The organism is Microvirga brassicacearum, assembly GCF_008757455.1.
In the GTDB taxonomy this organism is placed as follows: domain Bacteria; phylum Pseudomonadota; class Alphaproteobacteria; order Rhizobiales; family Beijerinckiaceae; genus Microvirga; species Microvirga brassicacearum.
Genome location: NZ_VCMV01000054.1, coordinates 1 through 22124, shown reverse-complemented (window position 1 = coordinate 22124; position 22124 = coordinate 1). Strand labels below are relative to the sequence as shown.

Annotated in this window: 21 protein-coding genes; 15 read left to right on the top strand and 6 right to left on the bottom strand. The window is 59.3% G+C overall.

The features are described 5' to 3' along the window. Nucleotides 1-126 precede the first annotated feature (126 nt). The 4 genes from FEZ63_RS20960 to FEZ63_RS20945 form a co-directional block, all read right to left on the bottom strand. Nucleotides 127-825, bottom strand: coding sequence for an IS6 family transposase (locus tag FEZ63_RS20960; RefSeq protein ID WP_150948167.1), 699 nt, complete (start codon nt 823-825; stop codon nt 127-129). Then, nucleotides 743-1630, bottom strand: coding sequence for a DNA methyltransferase family protein (locus tag FEZ63_RS20955; RefSeq protein WP_150948164.1), 888 nt, complete (start codon nt 1628-1630; stop codon nt 743-745). The genes FEZ63_RS20960 and FEZ63_RS20955 overlap by 83 nt, the downstream gene beginning before the upstream one ends. A gap of 296 nt (nt 1631-1926) precedes the next feature. Next, on the bottom strand, nt 1927-2847 hold the full coding sequence (locus tag FEZ63_RS20950; protein WP_162419813.1) for a PfkB family carbohydrate kinase: 921 nt from the start codon (nt 2845-2847) through the stop codon (nt 1927-1929). Further along, nucleotides 2840-3943, bottom strand: coding sequence for an ABC transporter ATP-binding protein (locus FEZ63_RS20945; protein WP_162419812.1), 1104 nt, complete (start codon nt 3941-3943; stop codon nt 2840-2842). The genes FEZ63_RS20950 and FEZ63_RS20945 overlap by 8 nt, the downstream gene beginning before the upstream one ends. Before the next feature lie 73 nt (nt 3944-4016). On the opposite strand from FEZ63_RS20945, the gene FEZ63_RS20940 reads away from it, so the two are divergent. From FEZ63_RS20940 to FEZ63_RS20910, 7 genes are all read left to right on the top strand, one after another. Then, nucleotides 4017-5210 (top strand): ROK family protein, encoded by a 1194-nt coding sequence (locus FEZ63_RS20940; protein WP_150948156.1) that lies wholly within the window; start codon nt 4017-4019, stop codon nt 5208-5210. Further along, nucleotides 5211-6548, top strand: coding sequence for a hypothetical protein (locus FEZ63_RS20935; protein ID WP_150948153.1), 1338 nt, complete (start codon nt 5211-5213; stop codon nt 6546-6548). Next, nucleotides 6541-8520, top strand: coding sequence for a glycoside hydrolase family 31 protein (locus FEZ63_RS20930; RefSeq protein ID WP_150948150.1), 1980 nt, complete (start codon nt 6541-6543; stop codon nt 8518-8520). Before FEZ63_RS20935 ends, FEZ63_RS20930 begins: the two co-directional genes overlap by 8 nt. Nucleotides 8521-8597: 77 nt before the next feature. Beyond that, entirely contained in the window at nt 8598-9827 is a 1230-nt protein-coding gene (locus FEZ63_RS20925; protein WP_162419811.1) for an ABC transporter substrate-binding protein, read from the top strand. Further along, on the top strand, nt 9827-10771 hold the full coding sequence (locus tag FEZ63_RS20920) for a carbohydrate ABC transporter permease (RefSeq protein WP_150948146.1): 945 nt from the start codon (nt 9827-9829) through the stop codon (nt 10769-10771). The genes FEZ63_RS20925 and FEZ63_RS20920 overlap by 1 nt, the downstream gene beginning before the upstream one ends. Beyond that, nucleotides 10771-11670, top strand: coding sequence for a carbohydrate ABC transporter permease (locus tag FEZ63_RS20915; protein ID WP_150948143.1), 900 nt, complete (start codon nt 10771-10773; stop codon nt 11668-11670). Before FEZ63_RS20920 ends, FEZ63_RS20915 begins: the two co-directional genes overlap by 1 nt. A gap of 2 nt (nt 11671-11672) precedes the next feature. Then, nucleotides 11673-12800 carry a mandelate racemase/muconate lactonizing enzyme family protein gene (locus FEZ63_RS20910; RefSeq protein WP_150948141.1) on the top strand — a complete coding sequence of 376 codons (1128 nt, stop codon included), beginning with the start codon at nt 11673-11675 and terminating at the stop codon, nt 12798-12800. On the opposite strand, the gene FEZ63_RS20905 is transcribed toward FEZ63_RS20910, so the two are convergent. Then, nucleotides 12801-13190, bottom strand: coding sequence for a RidA family protein (locus FEZ63_RS20905; RefSeq protein WP_150948139.1), 390 nt, complete (start codon nt 13188-13190; stop codon nt 12801-12803). Between the two features lie 273 nt (nt 13191-13463). Between FEZ63_RS20905 and FEZ63_RS20900 the strand changes: the two genes are divergently transcribed. The 4 genes from FEZ63_RS20900 to FEZ63_RS20885 are packed head-to-tail and all read left to right on the top strand — an operon-like array spanning nt 13464 to nt 18190. Then, nucleotides 13464-14273: a creatininase family protein gene (locus FEZ63_RS20900; protein WP_150948137.1), complete on the top strand. Its 810-nt coding sequence runs from the start codon at nt 13464-13466 to the stop codon at nt 14271-14273. Between the two features lie 16 nt (nt 14274-14289). Then, nucleotides 14290-15711, top strand: coding sequence for an FAD-binding oxidoreductase (locus tag FEZ63_RS20895; RefSeq protein ID WP_150948135.1), 1422 nt, complete (start codon nt 14290-14292; stop codon nt 15709-15711). After that, a complete protein-coding gene (locus tag FEZ63_RS20890) occupies nt 15708-16967 on the top strand; it encodes an NAD(P)/FAD-dependent oxidoreductase (protein ID WP_244622917.1) in 1260 nt (419 codons plus the stop codon). Before FEZ63_RS20895 ends, FEZ63_RS20890 begins: the two co-directional genes overlap by 4 nt. Before the next feature lie 5 nt (nt 16968-16972). Further along, on the top strand, nt 16973-18190 hold the full coding sequence (locus FEZ63_RS20885) for an amidohydrolase family protein (protein ID WP_162419810.1): 1218 nt from the start codon (nt 16973-16975) through the stop codon (nt 18188-18190). Nucleotides 18191-18227: 37 nt separating this feature from the next. Here the strand turns inward: FEZ63_RS20885 and FEZ63_RS20880 are convergent, their stop codons facing one another. After that, a complete protein-coding gene (locus tag FEZ63_RS20880; RefSeq protein WP_162419809.1) occupies nt 18228-19370 on the bottom strand; it encodes an FAD-dependent oxidoreductase in 1143 nt (380 codons plus the stop codon). A gap of 631 nt (nt 19371-20001) precedes the next feature. Between FEZ63_RS20880 and FEZ63_RS20875 the strand changes: the two genes are divergently transcribed. From FEZ63_RS20875 to FEZ63_RS20860, 4 genes are all read left to right on the top strand, one after another. Next, nucleotides 20002-20496, top strand: a complete 495-nt coding sequence (locus FEZ63_RS20875; RefSeq protein WP_150948126.1) for a phosphotransferase — start codon at nt 20002-20004, stop codon at nt 20494-20496. After that, nucleotides 20487-20789, top strand: coding sequence for a phosphotransferase (locus tag FEZ63_RS20870; RefSeq protein ID WP_150948124.1), 303 nt, complete (start codon nt 20487-20489; stop codon nt 20787-20789). The genes FEZ63_RS20875 and FEZ63_RS20870 overlap by 10 nt, the downstream gene beginning before the upstream one ends. A gap of 291 nt (nt 20790-21080) precedes the next feature. Continuing rightward, nucleotides 21081-21701, top strand: coding sequence for a glyoxalase superfamily protein (locus tag FEZ63_RS20865; RefSeq protein WP_244622916.1), 621 nt, complete (start codon nt 21081-21083; stop codon nt 21699-21701). A 182-nt stretch (nt 21702-21883) separates the two neighbouring features. Continuing rightward, nucleotides 21884-22124, top strand: a 241-nt coding sequence (locus tag FEZ63_RS20860; protein ID WP_150948122.1) for an IS66 family transposase, incomplete at its 3' end; no start/stop codon positions are given.

The window sequence follows — 22124 nt, the reverse complement described above, 5'->3', positions numbered from 1 at the left end:
ATGGCGTTGGGTCACTCCTGGCGGCCTTGTCGCGGCGCTTCTCTGGGGAGCAGTATCCGTCCTCTTCTCGGTTTTGTCGCAAATTTTGGCTAAGAACAGAAAGATACCGGAGTGGCTTGTAAGTGCTTATGCGGCTAGCCGCTTGAACTGCTCAGCGAGCGACGGTTGAGCCTTGCGGACGTATTTCGCCTGTCCTTTGCGGATCATGTGGATCATCTCGATCCCGCTGAGAATCGCGCGAGCACTATCCATGGACTTGAAGCCGAGCATCGGTCGCACTCGACGCTTGATGCGCCGATGATCCTGTTCGATGCGATTGTTCAGGTAACAGCTTTGTCGAATCCGGATCGGCTTCAGCTTACGCCTTGATCGATCCTGCAGTCGGTTTGCCGTGTCACAGGAGACGATGGCTTCACGATTGGTCTGGCTGCCGTCGATGACGATCCTCTCGGGCCGACCATGCCGCTTCATCGCTTTGGAAAGGAAGCGTTTGGCGGCAGCGAGATTGCGTCGCTCACTGAACCAGAACTCGACCGTGTCGCCATTGCTGTCGATGGCGCGGTACAGGTACCGCCACTGCCCCCGGACTTTGATGTAAGTCTCATCAACGTGCCACCTCTGGCTGACCGCCCGCTTACGCTGGTTGAAACGCTCGAGCAGCTCGGGTGAGTAGCGAACAACCCAGCGATGGATCGTAGCATGGTCGACGGAGATGCCTCGTTCCGCCATCATCTCCTCAAGGTCACGCAGGCTCAGATTGTAGGCGAGATACCAGCGCACGCACAGCAGGATTACCGACCGGTCGAATTGCCTGCCCTTGAACATCTGCTTTTTCCTCTCCTGCCAGCGCAGGCCATAGCCCCGGGAGAGGAAAGAAAGAGTTGCGACAGAACCTCGTTCCGGATTCCTTGAATGCGCCGTGCGGAAGCGACTCAATGGTGCCGGAGTGAGCCTCGACCCAATTGCGGAAATTGGCGGCTTTCTTGTTCCCGCGGAACATCACGCCTTCCGCCATGATAGCAACGAGACGCCCGCCGGGCTTCAGGAAGTTCGCGGCATGGAGGACGTGGTCAATGTCGGCCTGGCGGCTGAACGGCGGATTCATGACCACTCGGTCGAAGATCGGGTTAGGTGAAACGGTGAGAAAATCATCGTTTGCAATCCCACCTTCATTGAAAATTCCGGCTTCTAGGGCAGCGAAGCGTTCTGGGTCGAGCTCGTAGGCCATGACGCGTGCCCCTGCCAACTTGGCAGCCTTAACGATGTTCCCGGTACCGGCGCTTGGTTCAAGCACGAGCATCCCGTCTTCGATCTGCGCCATGTCGACCGCCCTATCAACGATCGGCGCCGGGCTGTCGAACTGACCGAGTTCCTGTTTTTTGGTGACGCATCCGGTCAAAATGACCTGTTCGATCGCGTCCGCGGCGTTCCAGGAGAATTCATGCACCTTGAGTTTGCTACTCCATTTTCCGCCGGCCGCTTCAATGACTTTGTTTGTCGCGACATAGAGATCACGGTCGAGTTTGCCGGTGAGACGGATGCTGTTTCCCGCAAACTCAGCCTGATCGAGGACATTGAGGACGCGATTGGGAATCCGTGAGGGGGTCGAATCGTGACCCTTCGGCCCCATCAGGGTTGCTAACGTTAGCTACGGTTGTGGAGTCGGCCTTTTCATCTTCCCAGGAAGAAATATCCGCTGCCCTGTTCACAGCGATGAGCTTTTGCTCTGCATCCGACATCAGGGTCTTGAGAACCTCGTAACGCACGCACCGCCCATCCATTCGGCTAAAATCTGGTTTGCGACACATCCCTGATGCACCGATGTTCAGCCCGCCTGCGACTCGTCTGGAGCGTCCCTGAATTTCAATGGTCGCGAGGGTCTTCGCGGCTGGCCGGCGCCGAGGACAGTGGATCGAAGTTGATGCTTTAGACCTTGAATGACGGGTCGAATTGCTCGAGCGCTTCCGCGTTCGGCAATCCCGCGCGACCCCCGGGGACGGAGCATTTCAAGGCCGCTACGGCATTGCAGAAATCGATCGCGCGATCGATCGGCCACCGGCGCGCCAGTGCCAGCGCGAGCGCCCCGTGAAAGGCGTCACCCGCGCCCACGGTGTCGACCACATGAACAGGTGGAGGGCGCTTGTTGCGGACATTTCCTCTCGCCTCGCGCCAATAGAGCCCGTGGGCGCCGTCGGTCACGCCGACGAGGACGTGTGACGAGCGGCATGCCAAGTTGAGACCATCGGCGATGTCGTCCGTGCCCGCGAACTGTGCAAGACCGGGGCGGGAGAACACCACGTGATCGGCTGCGGCCACCAATTCGGCGACCTCGTCTTTCCCATGTCGGGAAATGTCCGCATCGAGGACGGCAGGCAATCCGCGCTCGCGAGCAGCTCGAAGACACTTGAGAGCCCCTTGCGGCCAGGACAGATCGCAGAGAACGGCGCCCCCCCAATCGGGAGGGGTCAACCATGTGGGATCTTTCGGCAGATCAGGGTCTGAATAGGCGACGATCAGCCGCTCGCCATTCCGGTCGACGAGAATCACCGAACTCGGTGAGAGATACCCGTCGAACTCTTTCAGCCACGCGGTGCCAACACCTTCCGCCTCGAGTTCCTCTTTCAATGCCCGTCCGACCGCGTCCGCACCGGTTCGACCGGCGAAATGCGCCCGTCCGCCAAGGCGCGCAATCGCAACGCTTGCGGTTGCCGCAGGCCCGCCGCCGATCTCCTTGCGTCCCCGCGCATAGATCTTCACGGGAGAGGACGGGATCGCGTCGACGGAGAGGATGATGTCCTGGATCGCGAGGCCCACGCAGAAGACTTCGCCGAAGGACGCGTCAGACAACGCTTTGCCCCGTCCCGGCATGGAAGAGATGCATGGCACCCGTGTCGACTCGAAAACGTCGCGCTTTATCGCCCGCACGCACGGCACCTGGCCTCACCCGCGCCAGGACCTCATGATCCCCGAGGCGCACCACTGCGATGGCGTCTGCCCCGTGTTCCTCGACGAGCACGACATCGGAAACAAAGACATCGCCTTCGCTACGCGACTGAGCTCCGCTCTCCAGCTCAACATGCTCGGCGCGCAACCCCACCTGGGCCGATGCACCCCCGGCTTTCTTCAGCGCATGTGCCCGTTCCTGTGGGATAGCCAGTGATTGCCCGCGTCCGAAATCGAGCGTGATCCGGTCCCCGTCGCCACTCAGTGCCGCGGAGGCAAGTGTCATGGGAGGCGAGCCGATGAAGGTCGCCACGAAACTGTTGACGGGCCGCTGATAGATCTCCGTCGGAGTACCGATTTGCTGTACTTCACCGCCCTTCAAGACGACGATTCGGTCGGCCATCGTCATGGCTTCGATCTGATCATGGGTGACGTAGATGCTCGTCGTCCTCAACGAGGCCTGGAGCTTGCGGATTTCCATGCGCATCCCGACCCGCAGCTTGGCATCGAGGTTCGAAAGTGGTTCATCGAACAAAAACACCTTTGGATCACGGATCAGCGCTCGTCCGAGCGCCACGCGTTGGCGCTGTCCGCCGGACAGCGCCCTTGGCTTTCGTTGCAGCAACGCGTCGAGCTCGAGAATCCTTGCGACTTCACGGACCTTACGGTCAATCCCGCTCGCAGACAGGTCGCGCATCTTCAAGGCGAATCCGAGGTTCTCGGCCACCGTCATATGCGGATAGAGAGCATAGTCCTGAAAGACCATCGCCATGTCGCGGTCGCGCGGCGCAACGGCGTTCAGACTTCGACCATTTAGCAGAATATCGCCGGAGGAGATCTCCTCAAGCCCCGCGATCATACGCAGGAGCGTGCTCTTGCCGCATCCGGACGGGCCGACGAGCACGACGAACTCGCCGTCAGCGACATCGAGGTCGACGGCCTTGACGGCCTGAACGGCACCGAAGTGCTTTTCCACCGCCCGCAGTGTCAACTCCGCCACGCGACCCTCCCGTATTGACATCTCCGGATTAAGAAGCACAATAATTACACAGTGTAAATATTACGAGAGACGAATGTCGGGACGCTTCACGCCAAGAAGCCGAAGGGAAACACGAGCCACGGTTCTCGAGAGCCTTTTGCGCACGGGCGGGGCCTTTCGTCCTTCGATTGCTCGCGAAACCAACCTCACCGGGGCAAGCATTTCTCGGATCCTGACAGAATTACGGAAAGAAAATATCATTCAGGAAACACGTCGCCCGGCGCCCTATGTCGGCGGACCCACCGCCCTGGTTACATTAAGCAAGGATGTCGCTGTTGCCGGCATCGAGCTGTCCAACAGCCGATTGTCCTTTGGCGTCGGCGATCTCGACGGGACGCTCGATTACGTCGAGCGCATGCCTGCCTCGAGCCAGCTGTCGCAGGACGAGTTTGAGATCCTTTTTCGTCAAAGCGCTGCGAACATGCGCGACTGGACTCGGGGACGCGACGTCACGATCCGCCAAGCCGCCGTTTCGATTCCGGGCTACGGGCGAGGAACCGGGAATCCGATCTTCGCGTGGGACATGGCTCGCCTGACCGCGTTCCTTGAGGAAACACTTCACGGCATTCCCGTTTCGGTGACAAATTCCGTCGTCGCGCAGGCTGCTTTCCATCGTTACTCGATTTCCACCGCGTATCCCGTCGCGGACGATCACCTCTTTCTCTTCGTGGGCCATGGAGTGGCCGGGGTGATCGTCGATGAGACAGCACCGATCGACGCCTTCATGGCATTCGAACTCGGCCATATGGTGATCCAGCGCGAGGGACTCCCCTGTCGTTGCGGTCATAAGGGCTGCGTTGAAGCCTATACTTCCCTGCGCGCCATCTCGAAGATCCTCGGAATCGCAGATAGCGAAATCCTCAGAAGGGGCGATGCCTTCATCGAGATGCTCAATCTCGACGGAGCCATGCGCGCTGCACTGAGGGAAAGGCTGTTCCTCCTCGGCCTCGGACTTGGCAACGCGCTGAATCTCCACCCGCTGTCCTCCGTCGTGGTGAGCGGATGGCCATCGCTCATGCCGGAGGCCGATCGTCGTTCGATCCTTGATGGCCTGAATGAGAGTCTTCTGGGCGGATACGACGAGAATCGCCTTCATCTGTCCTTCATCGCTCCATCGATCGGCAACGATCCACGGGCCGCGCTCTACTATGCAGCTTACTGTTTCGTCCGCGGTGGCGGACTCGACACCCGAGCCGAAACACCGGCCGCTTTGCAGGAGATTGCCTAAATGCTGACGAGGAATCGGGCGCTCGCACGTGATCGACGCGTCGGCATGTTGTTCGTCGCTTCGCCGCTCTTCCCGGAAGAAGCGGCAAGGAGCCTGATTGCCCGCTCCCGTGACATGGACGCGGACGAGCAATTTCATATCGTGGGAACGCTTGCTCACGATCGGGCGAGCCTTCTCCAAGCCGTCGAGGCACTCGACCTCGACAAGCTCGACGGCCTCATCATTCAGTTGTCGACGTTCTGCACCGCCGATCTGCTGCACCATGTCGTTGATTTTCTCGCCAGCCGGCCGATCTCTCTTGCCCTGTGGGCGCTCGAGGAATCCAACGAGATCGTCACGAATTCCCTCTGCGGAGCGCAGCTCTGGGCCTCAACCCTTGTCCGCTTCGGGCACCGCTTCTCTCTCATTCTGGGAAATCCTGAGGACGAAAGCGTAAAAGCAGACCTCGTCGCCTTCGCTGCCGCCGCCCGAGCCCGACGAGCGATCACCGGAGCGCGCATCGCTCTGGTGGGAACGCATGCGGAGTGGTTCACGAATCTCGCCGTCGATCCATGGGCTCTAAAACGCAATCTGGGCGTCACGATCGAGCAGATGACACTCGTGCGCTTCCTCGCAGGGTGCGTTGCGGATGCCACGGACGAGCGTGCGGCAGCACGACGATGGGCGGACGCTTCTTTCGAGGGCGGGGACGACGAAAATTCACGCGCGGTGCTCGGCCGCACCTTCGCGCAGCTGGAGGCGGGACTGGATCGCATCAATGCGGATGCAGTCGCGATCCGTGATTGGCCCGAAATTCTTTACGCCTCCGATTTTAAGGGCACCTGGGCCGCTCTTGGCGAACTCTCGGATCGTGCTGTTCCTCTTACTCCGGAAGGCGACGTGATGGGTGCGGTGAGCGCGCTCGCGGCGCGCGCCTTCGATCCGTCGTCGCTTCCTTTCTTGACCGACATTTCCGGTCTCGATCGCGCGGAGAATCGGCTGGTTCTATGGCACTACGGCGTCAGCCCGCGGCTCGCGGACGGGCCCCGCTCGCTTGACGCTGCCTTGAAGCAGGAGAGCTTTCCCCTCGGACCAGGCTCCATGACTCTCTTTCGTCTCTCACTTCGGGCCGATGGAGGTTTGAGAATTTTCGTTACGGCGGGCGAAATCGAGAAGCAACACGCCTCCGCGAACCGCGCCGCCGGGTTCTTCAAGCCTGCTTCCGGCAATGCTGAAGCCATCGTTCGCCATTTCATTGATGAGGGATACGAACATCACGTCACCGCCGTTTATGGCCACTGGAGCGAGGCTATCGTCCATCTCGGCCGTCAGCTCGGAGTGAAGGTGGATCATGTCTGACACTCTCCCCAGATCCGTCATGCGCCTCCAGGGCCATTTCCGGCCGATTTCAATCGGCCGGCGCGCTCCCGAAGGTTCCTGGACGACGACGCCCTTCGATGAGGAGCTTCCCGGCGTCGAGGTCAGCGTCGATGAGAGTGGTCGCCGTTTCCATCTCGTCGTCGCGCTGCCGGAAGCGGCAGCCATCGATGTCACCTTCGCCGTCCCTCGAACCTTTCAAGCCTTTGGAGGTGGCGAGCGATTCGAAACGCTGAACCTCAAAGGACAATCGGTCCGATATTATCTGGAGAATTTCGGACTTGGAAACGGCACGTATCTTCCAAGCCCTTGGATCGTGACGACGCTGGGCTACGGGATCTATCTGCCGGACGAAGCGCCCGCTGTTTTCCATATCGCCTCCCCATTCGATCCCAACGTGTTTCGGGTCCAGGTGGAAGGCAATCGCCTGGAGATGTCCATTCATCTCGGCGATCTCGAGGAGCTCTACCGCGCGCTGATCGACGAAATCGGCCCGCCTCTTATGCCGGCTGATTCCTTCTTCAGTCTTTGGAAGGCGGGCGACTGGCGCATCGAAAACGCCGCGACCGTCGCGGCCGATCGCGCCGGACATCGTTCCCTCGGCCTCCCGATGGGTGTCAAACTCATCGATGCCTATTGGGCGAGCGAGGTTCATTCCTTTGCTTTCGATACCGAGAAGTATCCCGATGCCTGGGGAATGGTGTCGGAAATGGCAGAGGAAGGCACCGGGACCTATCTCTGGCTTTGCCCATGGGTCGTCGTCGGCACTCGCTCGTTCCAATATGCCAAAGAGCACGGCTATGTCATCGTCGATCACAAGAACGAGCTCATCACGCGCCGTCCCGGCGCCAATCCCAACGTCCTCGCGGCCCTGATCGACTTTTCCAACCGTGACGCGCGGGACTGGTGGTCGCGAAACCTGCGGAATCTGCTGGCACGCGGGATCGAGGGATTCAAGGTGGATTTCGGCGAGCAGCTTCCGGAGCATGCCGTTCTGAAATCCGGCGAGACCGGCGGCCGGGCGCACAACGCATTCGTGCGCTATTATCTGGAGGCGACGATCGATTCCTTCGATGGAAAAACCCCGGCGATTATCAGCCGGTCTGGATCGCCTCGTGTGCGCGCTCCGATTTGGAGCGGCGACCAAACCTCCGACTTCTGTCCCAAGACGGGCCTTCCCTCAGCCATTCGCGCCGTTCAGAGCGCCAGCCTTGCCGGCTGGTCATTCATCGGAAGCGACCTTGGCGGCTATTTCGGAACGCCGACCGCGCAGGTCTTTGCCCGGTGGACCCAGTTTTCATGCTTCTCGCCCTTGATGATGCTGCATGGGCTGGGGTGTCGTGAGCCGTGGGACATGGACGAGGGATCCCAAGAGATCTATCGTCATTTCGCACGTCTTCATCTGGCTCTTCTTCCGCTGTTTCAGATCTATGGTCGCGAGGCAGCAGCCGGCGGCCTGCCGATGATCCGGATGATGCCGCTGGCGTTTCCGGGGGTGGATTGGACGACTATCAACGACTGGGACCAACAGTATCTGCTCGGCCACGACCTTCTCGTCGCCCCTGTGGCATTTTACGGAAACACGAGGGCCGTCTATCTCCCTCCAGGCCATTGGTATGACGTCCTCGCATCAGAATGGGTCACGGGACCATGCTGGCGTGTCCATGACGTCCCGTTAAATGCGATCCCTCTCTTCGTTCGGGACGGCGGTCGGATCGTCCTGACTACGGACGCGGACCAAAAGCACGCCGCTCTTCTGCTCTTCGAAGGGCCGGCGCAAAGCGATGCAGTGCAACGACAATCGCCCGAGCGTATCCCGGAGTGGAAGATCAAACTGACCGGCCGGGTCGGGACTACAAAATCCGTCACCGACGCTCCTGAGAATCGCACCAACCGGCAGCTCGAAATCGAGGCATGGTTCGGCAACGACATTGTCTGGAGTTCGCCTGCCTGAATTGAGACGAACCAACCGCGTTGACCGTCGAGGATAACGACGGCATTGCCAGCACAGATCCCGGAGGAACGATGAGAATGCGGAAGATCCTGAAAAGCGGCATTGTTGCCGCGACTCTGAGCGTCGCGATGGGCCATTCAGCTCTCGCCGACAATATCGTGATGTGGGTCAATTCGCCCCTGCTAGCGGGCCCGAATGCTCCCCTTCATCAAGAACTGAAGGCCTTTGAAGCGGCGACGGGTCACACCGTCGAGGTCCAGGCCGTCTCACATATGGAAATGGAGCGCAACCTCTTCGTGGCGCTCTCGAGCGGCGCGGGCCCTGATGTGATGGCGCTCGACATCGCCTGGGTCGCCGGCCTTGCTGACGCCGGCCTCCTTTTGGATATCACCGAACAAACAAAGCCGATCGCAGCGGAGTACCAACCCGGACCTTTCGCGAGCGGGCGCTATGGGCAGAAGCAATACGCCCTGCCGCTCTATACGAACAACGTCGCGCTGTTCGTTAATGACCAGATGCTGGAGCAGGCGGGCATCAAGAAGGCGCCGACGACGTGGGCGGAGTTCCGGGATGCCGCGGTCGCCATGACGAACAAGGACAAACAGACCTACGGCGTCAGCTTCGGCGGCAGCCGGATGGGCGCGTTCCAGCTCTATAGCTACATCTGGCAAAATGGAGGCGAGATCGTCGACAATCAAGGGAAGTCGAGGGTTTCGGAGCCGGCAGCGGTGGAAGCCGTCGATTTCCTCGCGAAGCTCTACACCCAGAACCGCGCGATGCCCGAATCCGTGCTCACTGCGGGGAACTGGGATGAAGTTCACGCACCATTCATCCAAGAGCGGGCTGGCATGGTGGTGACCGGCGATTGGGCACTCGCGGCTTTTGCTAAAGGCAACCCAAAACTCAAGTTTTCGGTTCACCCACTGCCTTCCGGCATTCAGGCCGCCACCGTCATTGGCGGATACGATCTTGCAATCAAGGCCGACACAAAGTTTCCGAAGGCGAGCTTCGAGCTCATCCGATGGCTGACGGGGCCGCGGAGCGTCGAACTGATGCGCAAATACGAGCGACTTTCCGCAACAACGGCGGCGACAACTCCTGAGGCGGTCGCCGCGCTGCCGAAGCCCCTGCAACCTTTCATGTCCCAGGCTGCCACCGGCCGCGCTCGTCCGGTGATAGCCTCCTGGACGCAGATCCATTCGGACGTCTTCGGAAATGTCTGGGACTCCGTGATCCGCGGCAAACCAGCCAAGGACGCCATGTCCGAGGCCGATATCGCCATCAAGCGGCTCCTGGAGAAGAAATAATGGATGCGCGCACCGAAGCTCCCTTGCGCCTCAAAAGGACGTGGTCTTCCGTTTTCGAAACCGGATTCGGTGCGCGAATCTATCCCTACTTCCTTGTGTTCCCGGCCGTCGTGATCGTACTTGGCGTCGTTGTTTATCCCGTCATTTCCGGCATTCTATGGTCGTTCTACGATGTTACTCTCCGAAAACTGGTCAGCGGTGATGTCGCGTTCGTGGGGCTGCGCAACTTTCAGCGCGTTTTTGAAGACCCCGCTTTCTTGCAGGCTTCCTACAACACCCTGATCTGGGTTGTTCTGAATGTCATTGCCCAGCTCGGACTTGGATTGGCACTCGCGCTTCTGCTTCATCGGGCGATTCCAGGGATCGGCTTTTTCCGTTCGGGCATACTCGTTCCATGGGTCGTGCCGAGCGTCGTCGCTGTCCTGACGTGGCGATGGATGTATGACCCGAGCGTCGGAATCGTGAACGAGCTCCTCGTTCGCTTGGGCGTCATCGATGCCTATCATCCGTGGCTCGGTGATACCGCAACATCGCTCTATGCGGTGACGGTGGAGAGTATCTGGAAGGGAACGCCTTTCGTGATGCTTCTCCTGCTTGCTGCCCTGCAGCTCGTTCCAAGATCAATTCTCGAGGCTGCTTCGATGGACGGGGCCCCGGGATGGCGTAAGCTCTGGTATGTGATCCTGCCCCAGATCCGCGTCTCCTTCGCCATCGCCGCGGTGCTGACATTCATCCTCACCGTCAACAATTTTAATGCGATCTGGTTGATGACGGAGGGCGGGCCCCTCAACTCTTCAGAAATTCTGTTCACCCTCGCCTATAAATACGGCTTTCAACGTTTCGACCTGGGTATGGCCTCCGCAGTTGCCACCATGCTTTTCATTGGGCTTGTGATCGCAACGACGCTCTATCTCAAACTCATGCAAGCACGAGAGGGCGATTGATGACGATTTCAGCCGCCTCCGAAAGCCGTCTCCCGACCATGAAACCTGCATCTGCCTCACGGGTTCATTCCAGATCGCATGTCCTGCGCCGTGCGGCACTCTACGTGTCGCTCTGGATTGCTTTCATCTGGTCGGTCTTTCCGTTCTACTGGATGATCGCAACCTCTCTTCGCACGAGAGAGGATGTATTTCAGCGACCCCCGAGCCTTATCCCGCATACGATCACCATCCAGAACTATATAGATCTCCTTGTCGGAGCCCACTTCTGGCGCTTCGCCATGAACAGTCTGATCCTAACGTTCAGCGTGACGCTCATCAGCGTTCTGATCTCGGTCACGGCCGGCTACGCGATGGCGCGCCATCGGTTCAAAGGTTCGGTGATGCTGCCTCTCTTCATGCTGTACGGGCAGATGTTCCCACCGGTCCTGCTTCTCATCCCTTTCTACGTCCAGCTGAGATTTCTGGGCTGGCTTGACAGCCTGTATGGCCTGATCCCCGTCTACCTCAGCTACATGCTGCCTCTCTGCGTGTGGCTGATGCGCGGCTTCTTCTCCCAGGTTCCCCATTCGTTGGAAGACGCTGCCCGGATGGATGGCTGCACGCGGTGGCAAGCGTTCTGGAAGGTTATTCTGCCGATGGCGCAGCCCGGCATCGTTGCCGTCGCTACTTGGGTCATGATCCATAGCTGGAACGAGTTTCTTTACGCGAGCACCTTCATCCTGAGTGAAAAGAAGCGGACCCTCCCCCTCGCCCTAAGCGAGCTCATCGGTCAGTACACGACCGATTGGGGGGTCTTGATGGCGGGCGGCGTCCTGACTGCTGCGCCGATCGTGCTCGTTTTCTTCTTCCTCCAGAAGAATCTCGTTGCTGGCGTTGGCGGCGGCGCTGTTAAAGGATAGCCATGACCAGAATTAAGCGCATCGACGCCTTTGCCCTCTCGTGTCCGACACCCGGGGGCGCGGTCTTCGCCGTCGGACGCTCGGCGAAACGCGACATGGTGCTCGTCAGGATCGAGACGGAAAATGGGATCGTAGGCTACGGAGAAGCGCATCATGCGCAGACGCCGAGCACGATCGCCACCTTCATCAACGATGCACTCGGGCCGTCCCTGATCGGAATGGACGCTCACGAGACTGAGGCAATCTGGGATCGTTCCTATCACCGATTCATCGCAACTCATGGACCAGGTGCAACGGCAGTCATCGGCCTCAGCGGAGTCGACTTGGCTCTTTGGGATATCAAGGGCAAAGATCTCGCATTGCCGATCTACCGACTGCTGGGCGGTCAACGCCGCCCCATTCGCGCCTATGCGGGCGGCATCAGCCTCGGGTTTCAGCCTGTAGACGACCTTAAGCGCGAAATCGAAGGCCTTATCGGCAAGGGCTACGATTTCATGAAACTTCGTGTCGGCGACACGATCGCGCGGGATCTCGAACGTGTCCGTGCCGTCCGGGAGGCTTTTCCGGACATCGCCCTCGCGGCGGATGCGGGCACACGCTATCGAACCTCCGATATCTCCCGTATCGCTGAAATCTGTGAAGCTGGTCGACTTGTCTGGCTTGAGGAGCCCTTTACCCCCGACAACATCCCGGGCTACCGGAGGCTCAGGAACGTGACCGCTACTCCGCTCGCGGCGGGCGAGAACCACTTCACGCGCCACGAGCTTCGCACGTTCATCAGCGAAGAACTCATTCAATTCGTCCAAGCCGATTGCTGCAAAACCGGCGGCATCACGGAGATTCTGAAGATTGCGGCGCTGGCCGGCGCTTGGCATCTCGAGTTCGCGCCTCATACCAGCGCGTCCGTTCTCAGCACGGCGGCGTCAACCCATGTGCTGTCGGTGGCGCCGAACGCCTTCATCTATGAAGCGGACGTCTCCGCCATCAACGCCTTCCGGGATGACCTTGGAACACCTTTCGTAATCCAGAATGGCTCGATTCTCGCTCCCGACAAGCCGGGTCTGGGTGTCGCTCTGGATGAATCCTTGATCGCCAAGTACCCGTTCATCCCCGGCGCCTCGTATCAGTAGTCAGCGCGGCCTTCCAGCGATGGCCTCGATTTCCACGACGAATTCAGGCCGAGCGAATCCCGACACAATCATCAGCGTCGAGGCGGGTCCCGGCGCGGCAAACAGCGCATTTCGAACGCTCATATAGGGCGCGAGATGTTCCCTCGCCGTCACGAAGGCATTGATGCGTACGATGTGATCAAGCGTCATGCCCACTTCAGCAAGGACAGCGCGGATATTGGAAAAGCAGAGCTCAACCTGTGCCGCGCAGCCCCCCGGAACAACGCCCTCCGCATCCGCGCCGAGTTGACCGGAGAGAAAGAGCAACTCGGTATCCCGCGGCACCAAGACGCCATGGCTGTAGTTCGAAAACGGCGGTGCGATGACCGGAGAGTTGATGGCGACACTCATGTGTGTGATTTCTCCTCTGGAAAAGAAAGGCTAGCCAATTGCGGGCAGCAAGAGAAGGCAACTTGACACGCATTCAGGTTTCGTGAAAATTCCATTCACCCCATGGCACAGGGCTATCAAGGAACGAGCCGCAACTCGGTTTGATCGCTTCGCGATCATGAGGAGAAGCGCAATGCTCGTTCAGATCACAGAAGCCCCTTTTCCATCCGATAATCGCTGCCCTCCCTCTCCGCGCCGAGCATGCACTCGGCTGCCTCGTCGAGGATGCCCATAATGCCCGGTCACCGTTGGTCAGATCTGTCTCGTCGCGATTTCAGCTCGCTCGACCGCAGCCGCGCCATCGCGGTTGTGGCCATTGGAGCAACCGAGCAACATGGTCCCCATCTGCCGGTCTGCGTCGATACGAGCCTCGTCGAAGCCGTCTTGGAACGTGCATTGCCTCTCGTCGACGACGGCCCGATCGTCCTAGCCGTCCCGCCTCTCGCCTACGGCAAAAGCAATGAGCACGCCGATGCTGCAGGGACCATCTCTCTCTCGTCAACGACGCTCATCGCCGTCCTGACGGATATCGCCCGCAGCCTCGCGCGATCGAGGATCAAGCGCCTTGTCCTCCTTAACGGACACGGCGGCAACACGCCCGTTCTCGACATCGTCTCTCGTGACATCAAAATCGAGCTCGGGATGCAAGTCGCCACGTGTCACTGGTATTGCTTCAATGACGCTAACTCCATAACGGATGCTAGAGAGCAAGCGTTTGGCATTCATGCCGGTCTCGTCGAGACGAGCGCGATGCTCGCTCTGCGTCCTGACCTCGTTCGCATGGAACACGCACGCGATTTCAGGAATGCCGCGCAGGATTGGCAGGATCAATATCGCCACATCGGACTCACCCCTGGGCGCGCCCGCCCTGCTTGGGTGATGGCCGATCTCAACTTGGAAGGCGCCTGTGGCGATGCTGCGTCGGCGACGTCCGAAATCGGCGAGCGCCTGATCGAGACAGCGGCCCGACAGTTTGCCTCGTTTCTCTCAGAGTTCGATCGGTTCTGCGGCGAGGCGGAAGCGAGTCACCAGGATGAAAAATGAACGTAAGGTGGCAGTGATGTCCATTTCAGGCAAGACATCCATCGACTGGCAGGCTTTTCGCGAGCGACTGGACGGGATCGAAACGTTCGATGTTCCCTCCATCGTCAAGAAGAAGTCACGCGACTTCTTCTGGTACAGTCCCATTCTCAATCGTCAACTCGCGTCGAATTTCGGCGATCTGGTCGCCGTGCCAAAATCCATTAGCGAGTTGGAACGGTGCATCGAAGTGGCGGTCTCCGAGCGCGCGCCGACCGTTCTTCGCGGTGGAGGTACTGGGAACTATGGTCAAGCGGTGCCGCTCGAGGGCGGCCTGATCATCGACATGACCGGATTGAACCAGGTCCTCGAGATCGGCCCCGAGCAGATCCATGTCGAGGCCGGGTGCAAGATCGGAGCAATCAATGCCGCCTTGCGCGAGCACGGCCGAGAGTTGCCGCTCTATCCATCCACCGAGGCAATCGCAACGATCGGCGGCTTCATCGGCGGCGGATCCGGTGGCATCGGCTCCATCCGTCACGGCATGTTGCGGGACGGCGGCAATATCGAATCCATCGGCGTTTTGACGATGGAGGCCGAACCCAAGCGGCATGTCTTCCGCGGTAACGACATCCGATCGATTCATCACGCCTGGGGTCTGAACGGCATCATAACCGATCTCGTCCTGCGTACGGTTCCGTCACCCCGGTGGATCAATCTCATCACGTCCTACGCAACCTATCGAGAGGCTTTCGAAGCGGGGATCGCCGTCGGGTCCGATCGCACCATCGACCTGAAGCTGCTCACCACGATCGACGGCCGGCTGGCGTCGCGCATTGGAGCGCTCGGCCCAATCGGCGCAGCCGAAAGGCATCTTCTGCTTGCGCGTGTGGCCGAACTCTCCCTCCCTGCTGCAACGAGATACGCTGAGAAGTTGGGTGGGCGCATCGACCTGTCAGTGGACGATGATGGGCTGCGCAGAGGAGGCCTGCCTCCCCTCTCCGAGTTCTCCTACAATCACACGACGCTTCAGATCCTGAAGATCGATCGAACCGTGACGTATCTGCAGGTTACTTTTCGGGCCCCGCTGGACGGCAGCAAGATCGATCCCCTGCGCGCGATCTTTGGCGATGAAGTGCTGATGCATCACGAGTTCGCGCTGTTGAACAACCAGCTGGTCGCGTTCGATCTACCCGTCGTCAGGTATTCGACCGATGACCGTCTCTTCGAACTCATGCGCATCTACGACGCCCATGGCTGTCCGACTTCCAACCCACACGTGCCGTTCGTGGAAGGCGGCTCGATGAAACCCGACTACCGGCACCTCGCGTGGAAAAAACGTCTCGACCCGCATGGCCTTCTCAATTCGGCGAAATCTCGTTTGTGGAACGACGTTAAGCATCTGTCGGCCGACGCCATCGAGGCGCTTCCCGATCGTCAGGTGGCTGCGACGGCATCATGAGCGGAATCGTCATCGTCGGTGCCGGCCATGCCGGCTCACAGGCCGCCATCGCCTTGCGGCAGGGTGGTTACAGAGACCCGATTACACTTGTCGGACAGGAACGAGAGATCCCCTATCACCGCCCTCCGCTCTCGAAAGCCTTTCTGAAAGGTGCCGCTGCGTCACCCGTTCCTCTCAGGAGCAGCGTCGCCTATTCGGAGAGCGCAGTGAGCTTCCTTCAGGGCTCCGCAGCCGCCGAGATCGATCCGGCGGCGAAGATCGTGAAACTGTCAGACGAACGATGGCTTCCTTACGATAAACTGATCCTTGCGACCGGAGCGACGCCGCGCCGGCTGAACTGTCCGGGTTCCGATCTATCCGGCATTTTTACGTTGCGTTCCGTCGCTGACGCGCACCGCATCAGGTCGCGCATGCGAGACGTTCGGGAGATCGTCGTTGTCGGTGGAGGCTTTGTCGGCCTGGAAGCCGCGGCGACGTTCGCGCAACTTGGAAAGTCGGTGACGGTCCTTGAAATCGGGCCACGCCTTCTCGGCCGAGCCGTCTCTCCGATCATCTCCCATCATCTCTTGTCGCGCCTCACGAGGATGGGCCTAGCAGTCCGCCTCGACACCTCCGCAGTTGGCTTCTTAGGGAGTCAGAAAGGCATTGACGCGGTTCTGACCGACGACGGCGGCAGGATCGCCGCGCAGATGGTCCTCATTGGAATCGGCGCGGAGCCGGATTGCAATCTTGCGAGGCAGGCCGGACTCCATTGCGATGATGGGATTCTTGTAAATTCGCGCCTCCAGACATCAAATCCGGATATCTATGCTATCGGGGACTGCGCCCGCTTTCACCATTGGCACGCCGAGCGATCGGTCAGGCTTGAGTCGGTGCAGAATGCCACCGACCAAGCGCGCCACGTCGCCCACACTATCCTCGGCCTCGAAGCGGCATACCGCACTGTGCCCTGGTTTTGGTCGGATATCGCGGATATGAAGCTCCAAATGGTGGGGCTGTCGCACATGGCGGAACGCCACATGCTGTCTGGAACGATCAACGAGGGCACATTCTCGGTTTATCATTTCCGCGGGAGCACGCTCGTGGCGATCGACTCCGTCAACAGTCCAACCGATCACATGTTGGGGCGCAAAATGCTTGAAGCAGGCTTTTCACCGACGCCGGACGACGTTGCGGCCGGCAAAGCGCGGAGTGCGTTCAAGGAATGGGGCTCCGGCGAGGAAGCCGCCCTTCACAGCGAGACGACACGGAGTTGAACCTCATGGGCTCAGGGGTCTGCCGCTCGGTCGCCGTTCCGCTTGCACTCATCGACAGCGACAGCATCTTTCGGGGGCGCATACTCCGCGATTGCATGATCGGCGACCTGATCATCCGGAACGGCATCGTAGTGGGGTTCGAACCCACCGAGAACGAAGTCCAGGGAATTGTCACCCCTCGACTGACCGAAGCGCATTGTCATCTCGACAAATGCCACACAATCGACCGCCTGGTCGTCACCGGCGGATCACTTCTCGAGGCTATTTCGGCGCAGGAGCAAGACAAGATCCACTGGACGGCCGAGGACATCCGCAAGCGAGCCGAGCGTGGATTGAGCGAGCTCTTCGATGCGGGCTGTCGCTTCGTTCGCACTCATGTGGATTGCAGGCTTGATCCGAGCCAGCCGAGTCGCATGCCACTGGCCTGGGAAATCCTCGGCGAGCTTGCCCAGGAATGGCGGAACCGCCTCAGCCTTCAGCGAGCCGCGTTGTTGCCGATCGACGATTGTACCGATGCCATCTCTACAAGGACTCTCGCGCGACGCATTGCCGCCGACAAGGGTGCGCTCGGCGCCTTCATCCTCGACCAATCGGTGCGCAGCGAGGGCATCGCAACGCTGGTGCGCGTCGCCGGCGACATCGGAGTTCCACTCGATTTTCACGTCGACGAGAGCATCGGCACAGCACTCGACGGTCTCTGCCGGATCGCGGAAGCGGTTATCTCCTTTGACTATGAAGGGCCTGTTCTATGCGGGCATGCCTGCAGCCTGATGGATGTGAACGGCGACAACCTTAAGCGTCGTCTCGACCAGGTGGCCGCGGCAGGCCTCTCGATCGTGTCTCTCCCCGCGAGCAACCTCCTGCTGCAGTCTCGAGGAAATGGGACGCCGGATCGGCGGGGTATTACTCGGGTCAAGGAGTTGATGGCGCGGGGCATACCGGTGTCTTTCGGAAGCGACAATGTTCGCGATGCCTTCGCGCCTATCGGGCGCCACGACCCGCTCCACAGCCTTTACCTCGGCATCTTGGGGGCGCAACTTGAGCAACCGCTCGCTCAATGGATTTCGTGCATCACCCTGAACGCTCAGATCGGCGTCGAAGGTTCAGCTCCTCTTCTTGGCGGCGCCCGTGCAGACGATCTGCTCTTCTGGCCCGTGCCGAGCGCCAGTGAGCTGCTTTCCATCAGGCCGTCGCCTCGGTCTCTGGTGTTGGAGAGAGGCTAGCGTGCAAGCGCTGCGGTGATGAGGCGGATCGATGCATTCATGACGAGCCGTCCTTCGTCTTCACCGGCACGAGGCCACCGGGCATGAGGCTCGCAAGCGCTACATCGAGTTTCGCAGGCTTCTTTCCCATGTCCTCCGCCGCTTCCCGGCGCGCAAGTGCCGCGCGAATGACCCGGGCCCCCACATAGCGGAATGGCTCAGGAGGAAACCGTTCGGCGCGGAATCCCACCAGAGGCAGGCGGGCAAACTCGTCGTCGAGGCCGAGGGTGAGCGATGCCAAAACACGGCCGCCCAAATGCGTCGGGCCGACACCGTTGCCAGAATACCCGAACGCATAGAAGATGCTATCCGATCCGTTTAATTGTCCGAACAGCGGAAGGCCGGTCATCGTGCGATCAATGGGCCCGTTCCACGATTTGGCTTTCGCCACTTTGCTGAACTCGGGATAGAACCATTCCATCGTGGCGCGCAACTGCTGTTCGAAGCGCGACGAGCCATCGAACAGACTGCCAAGATCCGCGCCGAAGGCAAACGAACCTCCACCCTTGCCGAACACCATTCGGCCATCTCGCGTACATCGGTAGTAGTTGGTGAACAGTCGGGAATCCGAAATCGCCAGACCCGAGCGCAGGTTCAGCTTCTCGAGCAATTCAGGGCAACGCTCCGTCGCCACCAGATCACTGCCGACCACAACCATCTGACGAGAAAGTTCCGGGATCATGCCGCTCCATGCATTCATCGCAAGACCGACGCGGTTTGCAGCGACCGATCCGTTTCTGGTCACCACGCGGGGCGAGGCACCCCGGACCAGTTTGACCATCGGCGACTTCTCGAAGATCCGGACGCCTCTCTCGATTGCGACGCGGCGCAGGCCGCGGGCGAGTTGCGCCGGTTGAATCGTCGCCGAATTCGCGGCGAAGACGCCGCCTATGTGACGTGTTGAGCCGGTCCTGTACTGGACCTCTTCCGATTTCAGTTCCTCGAACAGCTGCAAACCACTGTGCTCCAGCGCCTGCGTGGTCGTGCGCCAGGAATCCTGCTGCGCCCGATCTTTGTCCAGTAGGGCGATGTAGGCTGATACAATGCTCGCAGCGCAGCGGCCGACAACGAGAAGGCCATCCTCACGAGCGACGACCTCGAAATATCCAAGGCTAAAAGTCTGGTTGGAATCAGATTCCAACGGCCCGTAGTTATTTTTCCAGACTTCAGTAAGCTCTTCGGACGGCTTGATGTAAGAGGCGTGAAAAGTCGACCCGTAGTGAGTTCTTACAATTGCGCCGCGATCGTCGGCCCGGCTACTTCTGTTGCCGCCGATCCGCATCGAGGGGACAGCCTTCGAGCGCGTTCCACCGATGAAGAAATATCCCTTTGGCCGCCGCGAACTCAGGTCGTGTGGCAGGAACTTCGCATCTTCAAAGAGATCGCTAAATCTTCGAGCCTTTGGGAGATAGAGTGGCTGGAAAAGGTAACTGTTCGGAAATGCCTTCGCGGTCTCGAAAGCGCGGTCGGCGTATGATCCGGAGTGCTGGTTGAGCCAGTCGATTTTAGTGGCCGAGACAAATTCTTGAAGGTTTGAAGCTGCGTTGAATGCGGCGGCAGGCGGAGAATCCGCTGTAGACTCCGCGCGCTACGTCACGCTCGGAATCGCGCTCCTGACCCTGCTCGGTATCTTCGCGGCCGGTGTCGCGACGAGAAGGTAGTCAAGGGTGTGTCGCGGAAATCCTAACTTTCGCACGTCGTAAAAGTCTGCGATCCAATTGGTGTAGAAATTGGGAATTTCGCGACATCGCGTTTAGAAAACAATCTTCACCATGAGTGACATCGACAAAGACTGGCTCTCTTCAAAATACGCACGCTGTTTTACCGAAGTTGCCCTGGTCGTTGGCGGAGTAAACCGAACCTACCGGGTTCGGGAAGGCGCAGCGGTCTTTTATCTGCGACTCTATCGCTCATTTGGACGGCCTCTCGGCCAGATCACGGCCGAAGCAAACCTGCTGACCCGATTTCCAGAATGCGCGCATGTGGGTGTTAGCCGACCCGTTGCCACGACTGACGGAGCCTATGTTATCGGGATGGTTTGGGATGGCAGCTTACGTCACGCTTGTCTTTCCCAGACTGCTGAAGGCGAGCAGATCGAATTTAACCCCGCCCACATGGCACGGTTCGGAGCTTCAATCGCGAACCTACATTTGGCCATGCCAGCATTGTTGACGGTGAAGTCCGAGAGCTCGACCCGGTCGCAATTGTCCACGACGCATTACGCGCGCTGCGACGAGTACCTCGGAGCAAGGAGGTCATGGATGTGATAGAGAGTGAATACCTTCCATCCTTAGTTCGGCTCGACCTGCGCGCGCTGCCCGTTGGCATATGCCATGGCGATCCATGGACAGGAAATGCTCGTTTCCAAAATGACAGGACCGTCTTTTTTGATTTCGACGATTTCGGGCGTGGCCCTCTCGTTCTCGATCTGAGCACCGCCGCGTGGCATTTCGCAGATGAGGAAAGCCTAGAAAACCGTGCCATGATGGAAGGATTGATCGCGGGCTATCAGAAGGTACGTCCGACCGTGTCTGAGCTGGATGCCTTCCCCTTTTCATAGAGCTGGATGAGGTTCGCTCGTTGCTATTCCTCGCGCGCTACTGTGCATTGTCCGACGAAATGTGGGCCGAAACATTCGAGGGGGCCATAAAGGCATTCTCTCGATCGCGGAGTCCTAAGATTCACACCTGGTTGACCTGAGGCAGGAAGCGCTTACCATTCAGATAGGCTGTGCAGCCTGCCGCTCGCTCCTTTTGGAATGGTGAATGCACAATCTTCATGGTTTGACCCTTGTGGGTGGCCGTCAGCAACGCGAGCACTGACATCGAGCACCCAAAATAGGGATTGAACCATGGATACCCTTACTCGCTCCAAAACGATGGCTAAAGCCTTGCGGAAGGCGTTGGCCGAACAGCAAATAGAGTTGTCGCACAGCGCCTGCCTGGAGATCGTCGCCCGTCAGTACGGTTTTTCCGACTGGAATGTGATGAAGGCCGCATGCGACGATGAATTGCTGCTCACTCTGACGATCTTTGTCGAGCATGGTCGTCAACAAGAGGCCGCCATATTCTATGAAACGGCCGTCGGCGCGGTTCGGACAAAAACCCATCTCCTTCCAAGTGCCGTTCAGACGGAAACTATCCACATCCGGGAGGGTGAAGTGATGGCGCTCGATTTGCGGGTCGGCGATCGGGTGATCGCGATTTGCGGCTCCAATCCTCGGCGGGAAGCGGAGCCATCGCGTGGAGGCCCGTTCTTCTTGAAGGAGAAGGGGGCCGGAGCCACCGTCTTTCGTTTGGAAGTGAATGACGCAGAGGCCGTTCTAAAACGAGCCGTCACGGCAGGAGCCGCCATCCGTGATGCGCTTCAAGTTGCTAATGACGGGCACCGCTGCGCATCGTTCTTCGACCCCTTCGGGCACATTTGGGCTTTACATGAACGAGTCGCGGTAGCGAAACGAGAGGCTGCTTAGCGGCAAGAACGACCACCCGCCAAATTGTCGCAAAGGTCTGTCGCGTAGTTTTCACTTCTGCGAGCGACTTTTGCGACAAAAATCCCGCGGTTTTTCAGGGGTGACGTGGGGTGGCTCCGTCGCAAACTTTTTGTTTCCTGTCACCTGCTACTTGGTTGAGTTCCAGTTCGGGGAAGGATGTCATGTTCAAAGGTCGGCATTTCGATCGGTCGGTGATCTTGCTCTGCGTCCGGTGGTATCTCGCGTATGGTCTAAGCCTACGCAACCTCGAAGAGATGATGGCTGAGCGAGGCATCTCGCTCGACCATGCGACCGTTCACAGATGGGTTATTCGCTATTCACCCGAACTGCTTGAGCGGTTCAACCGTCGCAAGCGCGCCGTCAGCCGGAAATGGCACATCGACGAGACATATATCAAGGTAC

Coding starts and splice junctions, on each gene's coding strand:
- FEZ63_RS20925 (WP_162419811.1), top strand. CDS start 8,598: ATGCGGAAGATCCTGAAAAGCGGCATTGTTGCCGCGACTCTGAGCGTC.
- FEZ63_RS20955 (WP_150948164.1), bottom strand. CDS start 1,630: ATGGGGCCGAAGGGTCACGATTCGACCCCCTCACGGATTCCCAATCGC.
- FEZ63_RS20940 (WP_150948156.1), top strand. CDS start 4,017: ATGTCGGGACGCTTCACGCCAAGAAGCCGAAGGGAAACACGAGCCACG.
- FEZ63_RS20900 (WP_150948137.1), top strand. CDS start 13,464: ATGCCCGGTCACCGTTGGTCAGATCTGTCTCGTCGCGATTTCAGCTCG.
- FEZ63_RS20910 (WP_150948141.1), top strand. CDS start 11,673: ATGACCAGAATTAAGCGCATCGACGCCTTTGCCCTCTCGTGTCCGACA.
- FEZ63_RS20895 (WP_150948135.1), top strand. CDS start 14,290: ATGTCCATTTCAGGCAAGACATCCATCGACTGGCAGGCTTTTCGCGAG.
- FEZ63_RS20930 (WP_150948150.1), top strand. CDS start 6,541: ATGTCTGACACTCTCCCCAGATCCGTCATGCGCCTCCAGGGCCATTTC.
- FEZ63_RS20935 (WP_150948153.1), top strand. CDS start 5,211: ATGCTGACGAGGAATCGGGCGCTCGCACGTGATCGACGCGTCGGCATG.
- FEZ63_RS20905 (WP_150948139.1), bottom strand. CDS start 13,190: ATGAGTGTCGCCATCAACTCTCCGGTCATCGCACCGCCGTTTTCGAAC.
- FEZ63_RS20890 (WP_244622917.1), top strand. CDS start 15,708: ATGAGCGGAATCGTCATCGTCGGTGCCGGCCATGCCGGCTCACAGGCC.
- FEZ63_RS20960 (WP_150948167.1), bottom strand. CDS start 825: ATGTTCAAGGGCAGGCAATTCGACCGGTCGGTAATCCTGCTGTGCGTG.
- FEZ63_RS20915 (WP_150948143.1), top strand. CDS start 10,771: ATGACGATTTCAGCCGCCTCCGAAAGCCGTCTCCCGACCATGAAACCT.
- FEZ63_RS20865 (WP_244622916.1), top strand. CDS start 21,081: ATGGATACCCTTACTCGCTCCAAAACGATGGCTAAAGCCTTGCGGAAG.
- FEZ63_RS20875 (WP_150948126.1), top strand. CDS start 20,002: ATGAGTGACATCGACAAAGACTGGCTCTCTTCAAAATACGCACGCTGT.
- FEZ63_RS20870 (WP_150948124.1), top strand. CDS start 20,487: ATGGATGTGATAGAGAGTGAATACCTTCCATCCTTAGTTCGGCTCGAC.
- FEZ63_RS20920 (WP_150948146.1), top strand. CDS start 9,827: ATGGATGCGCGCACCGAAGCTCCCTTGCGCCTCAAAAGGACGTGGTCT.
- FEZ63_RS20885 (WP_162419810.1), top strand. CDS start 16,973: ATGGGCTCAGGGGTCTGCCGCTCGGTCGCCGTTCCGCTTGCACTCATC.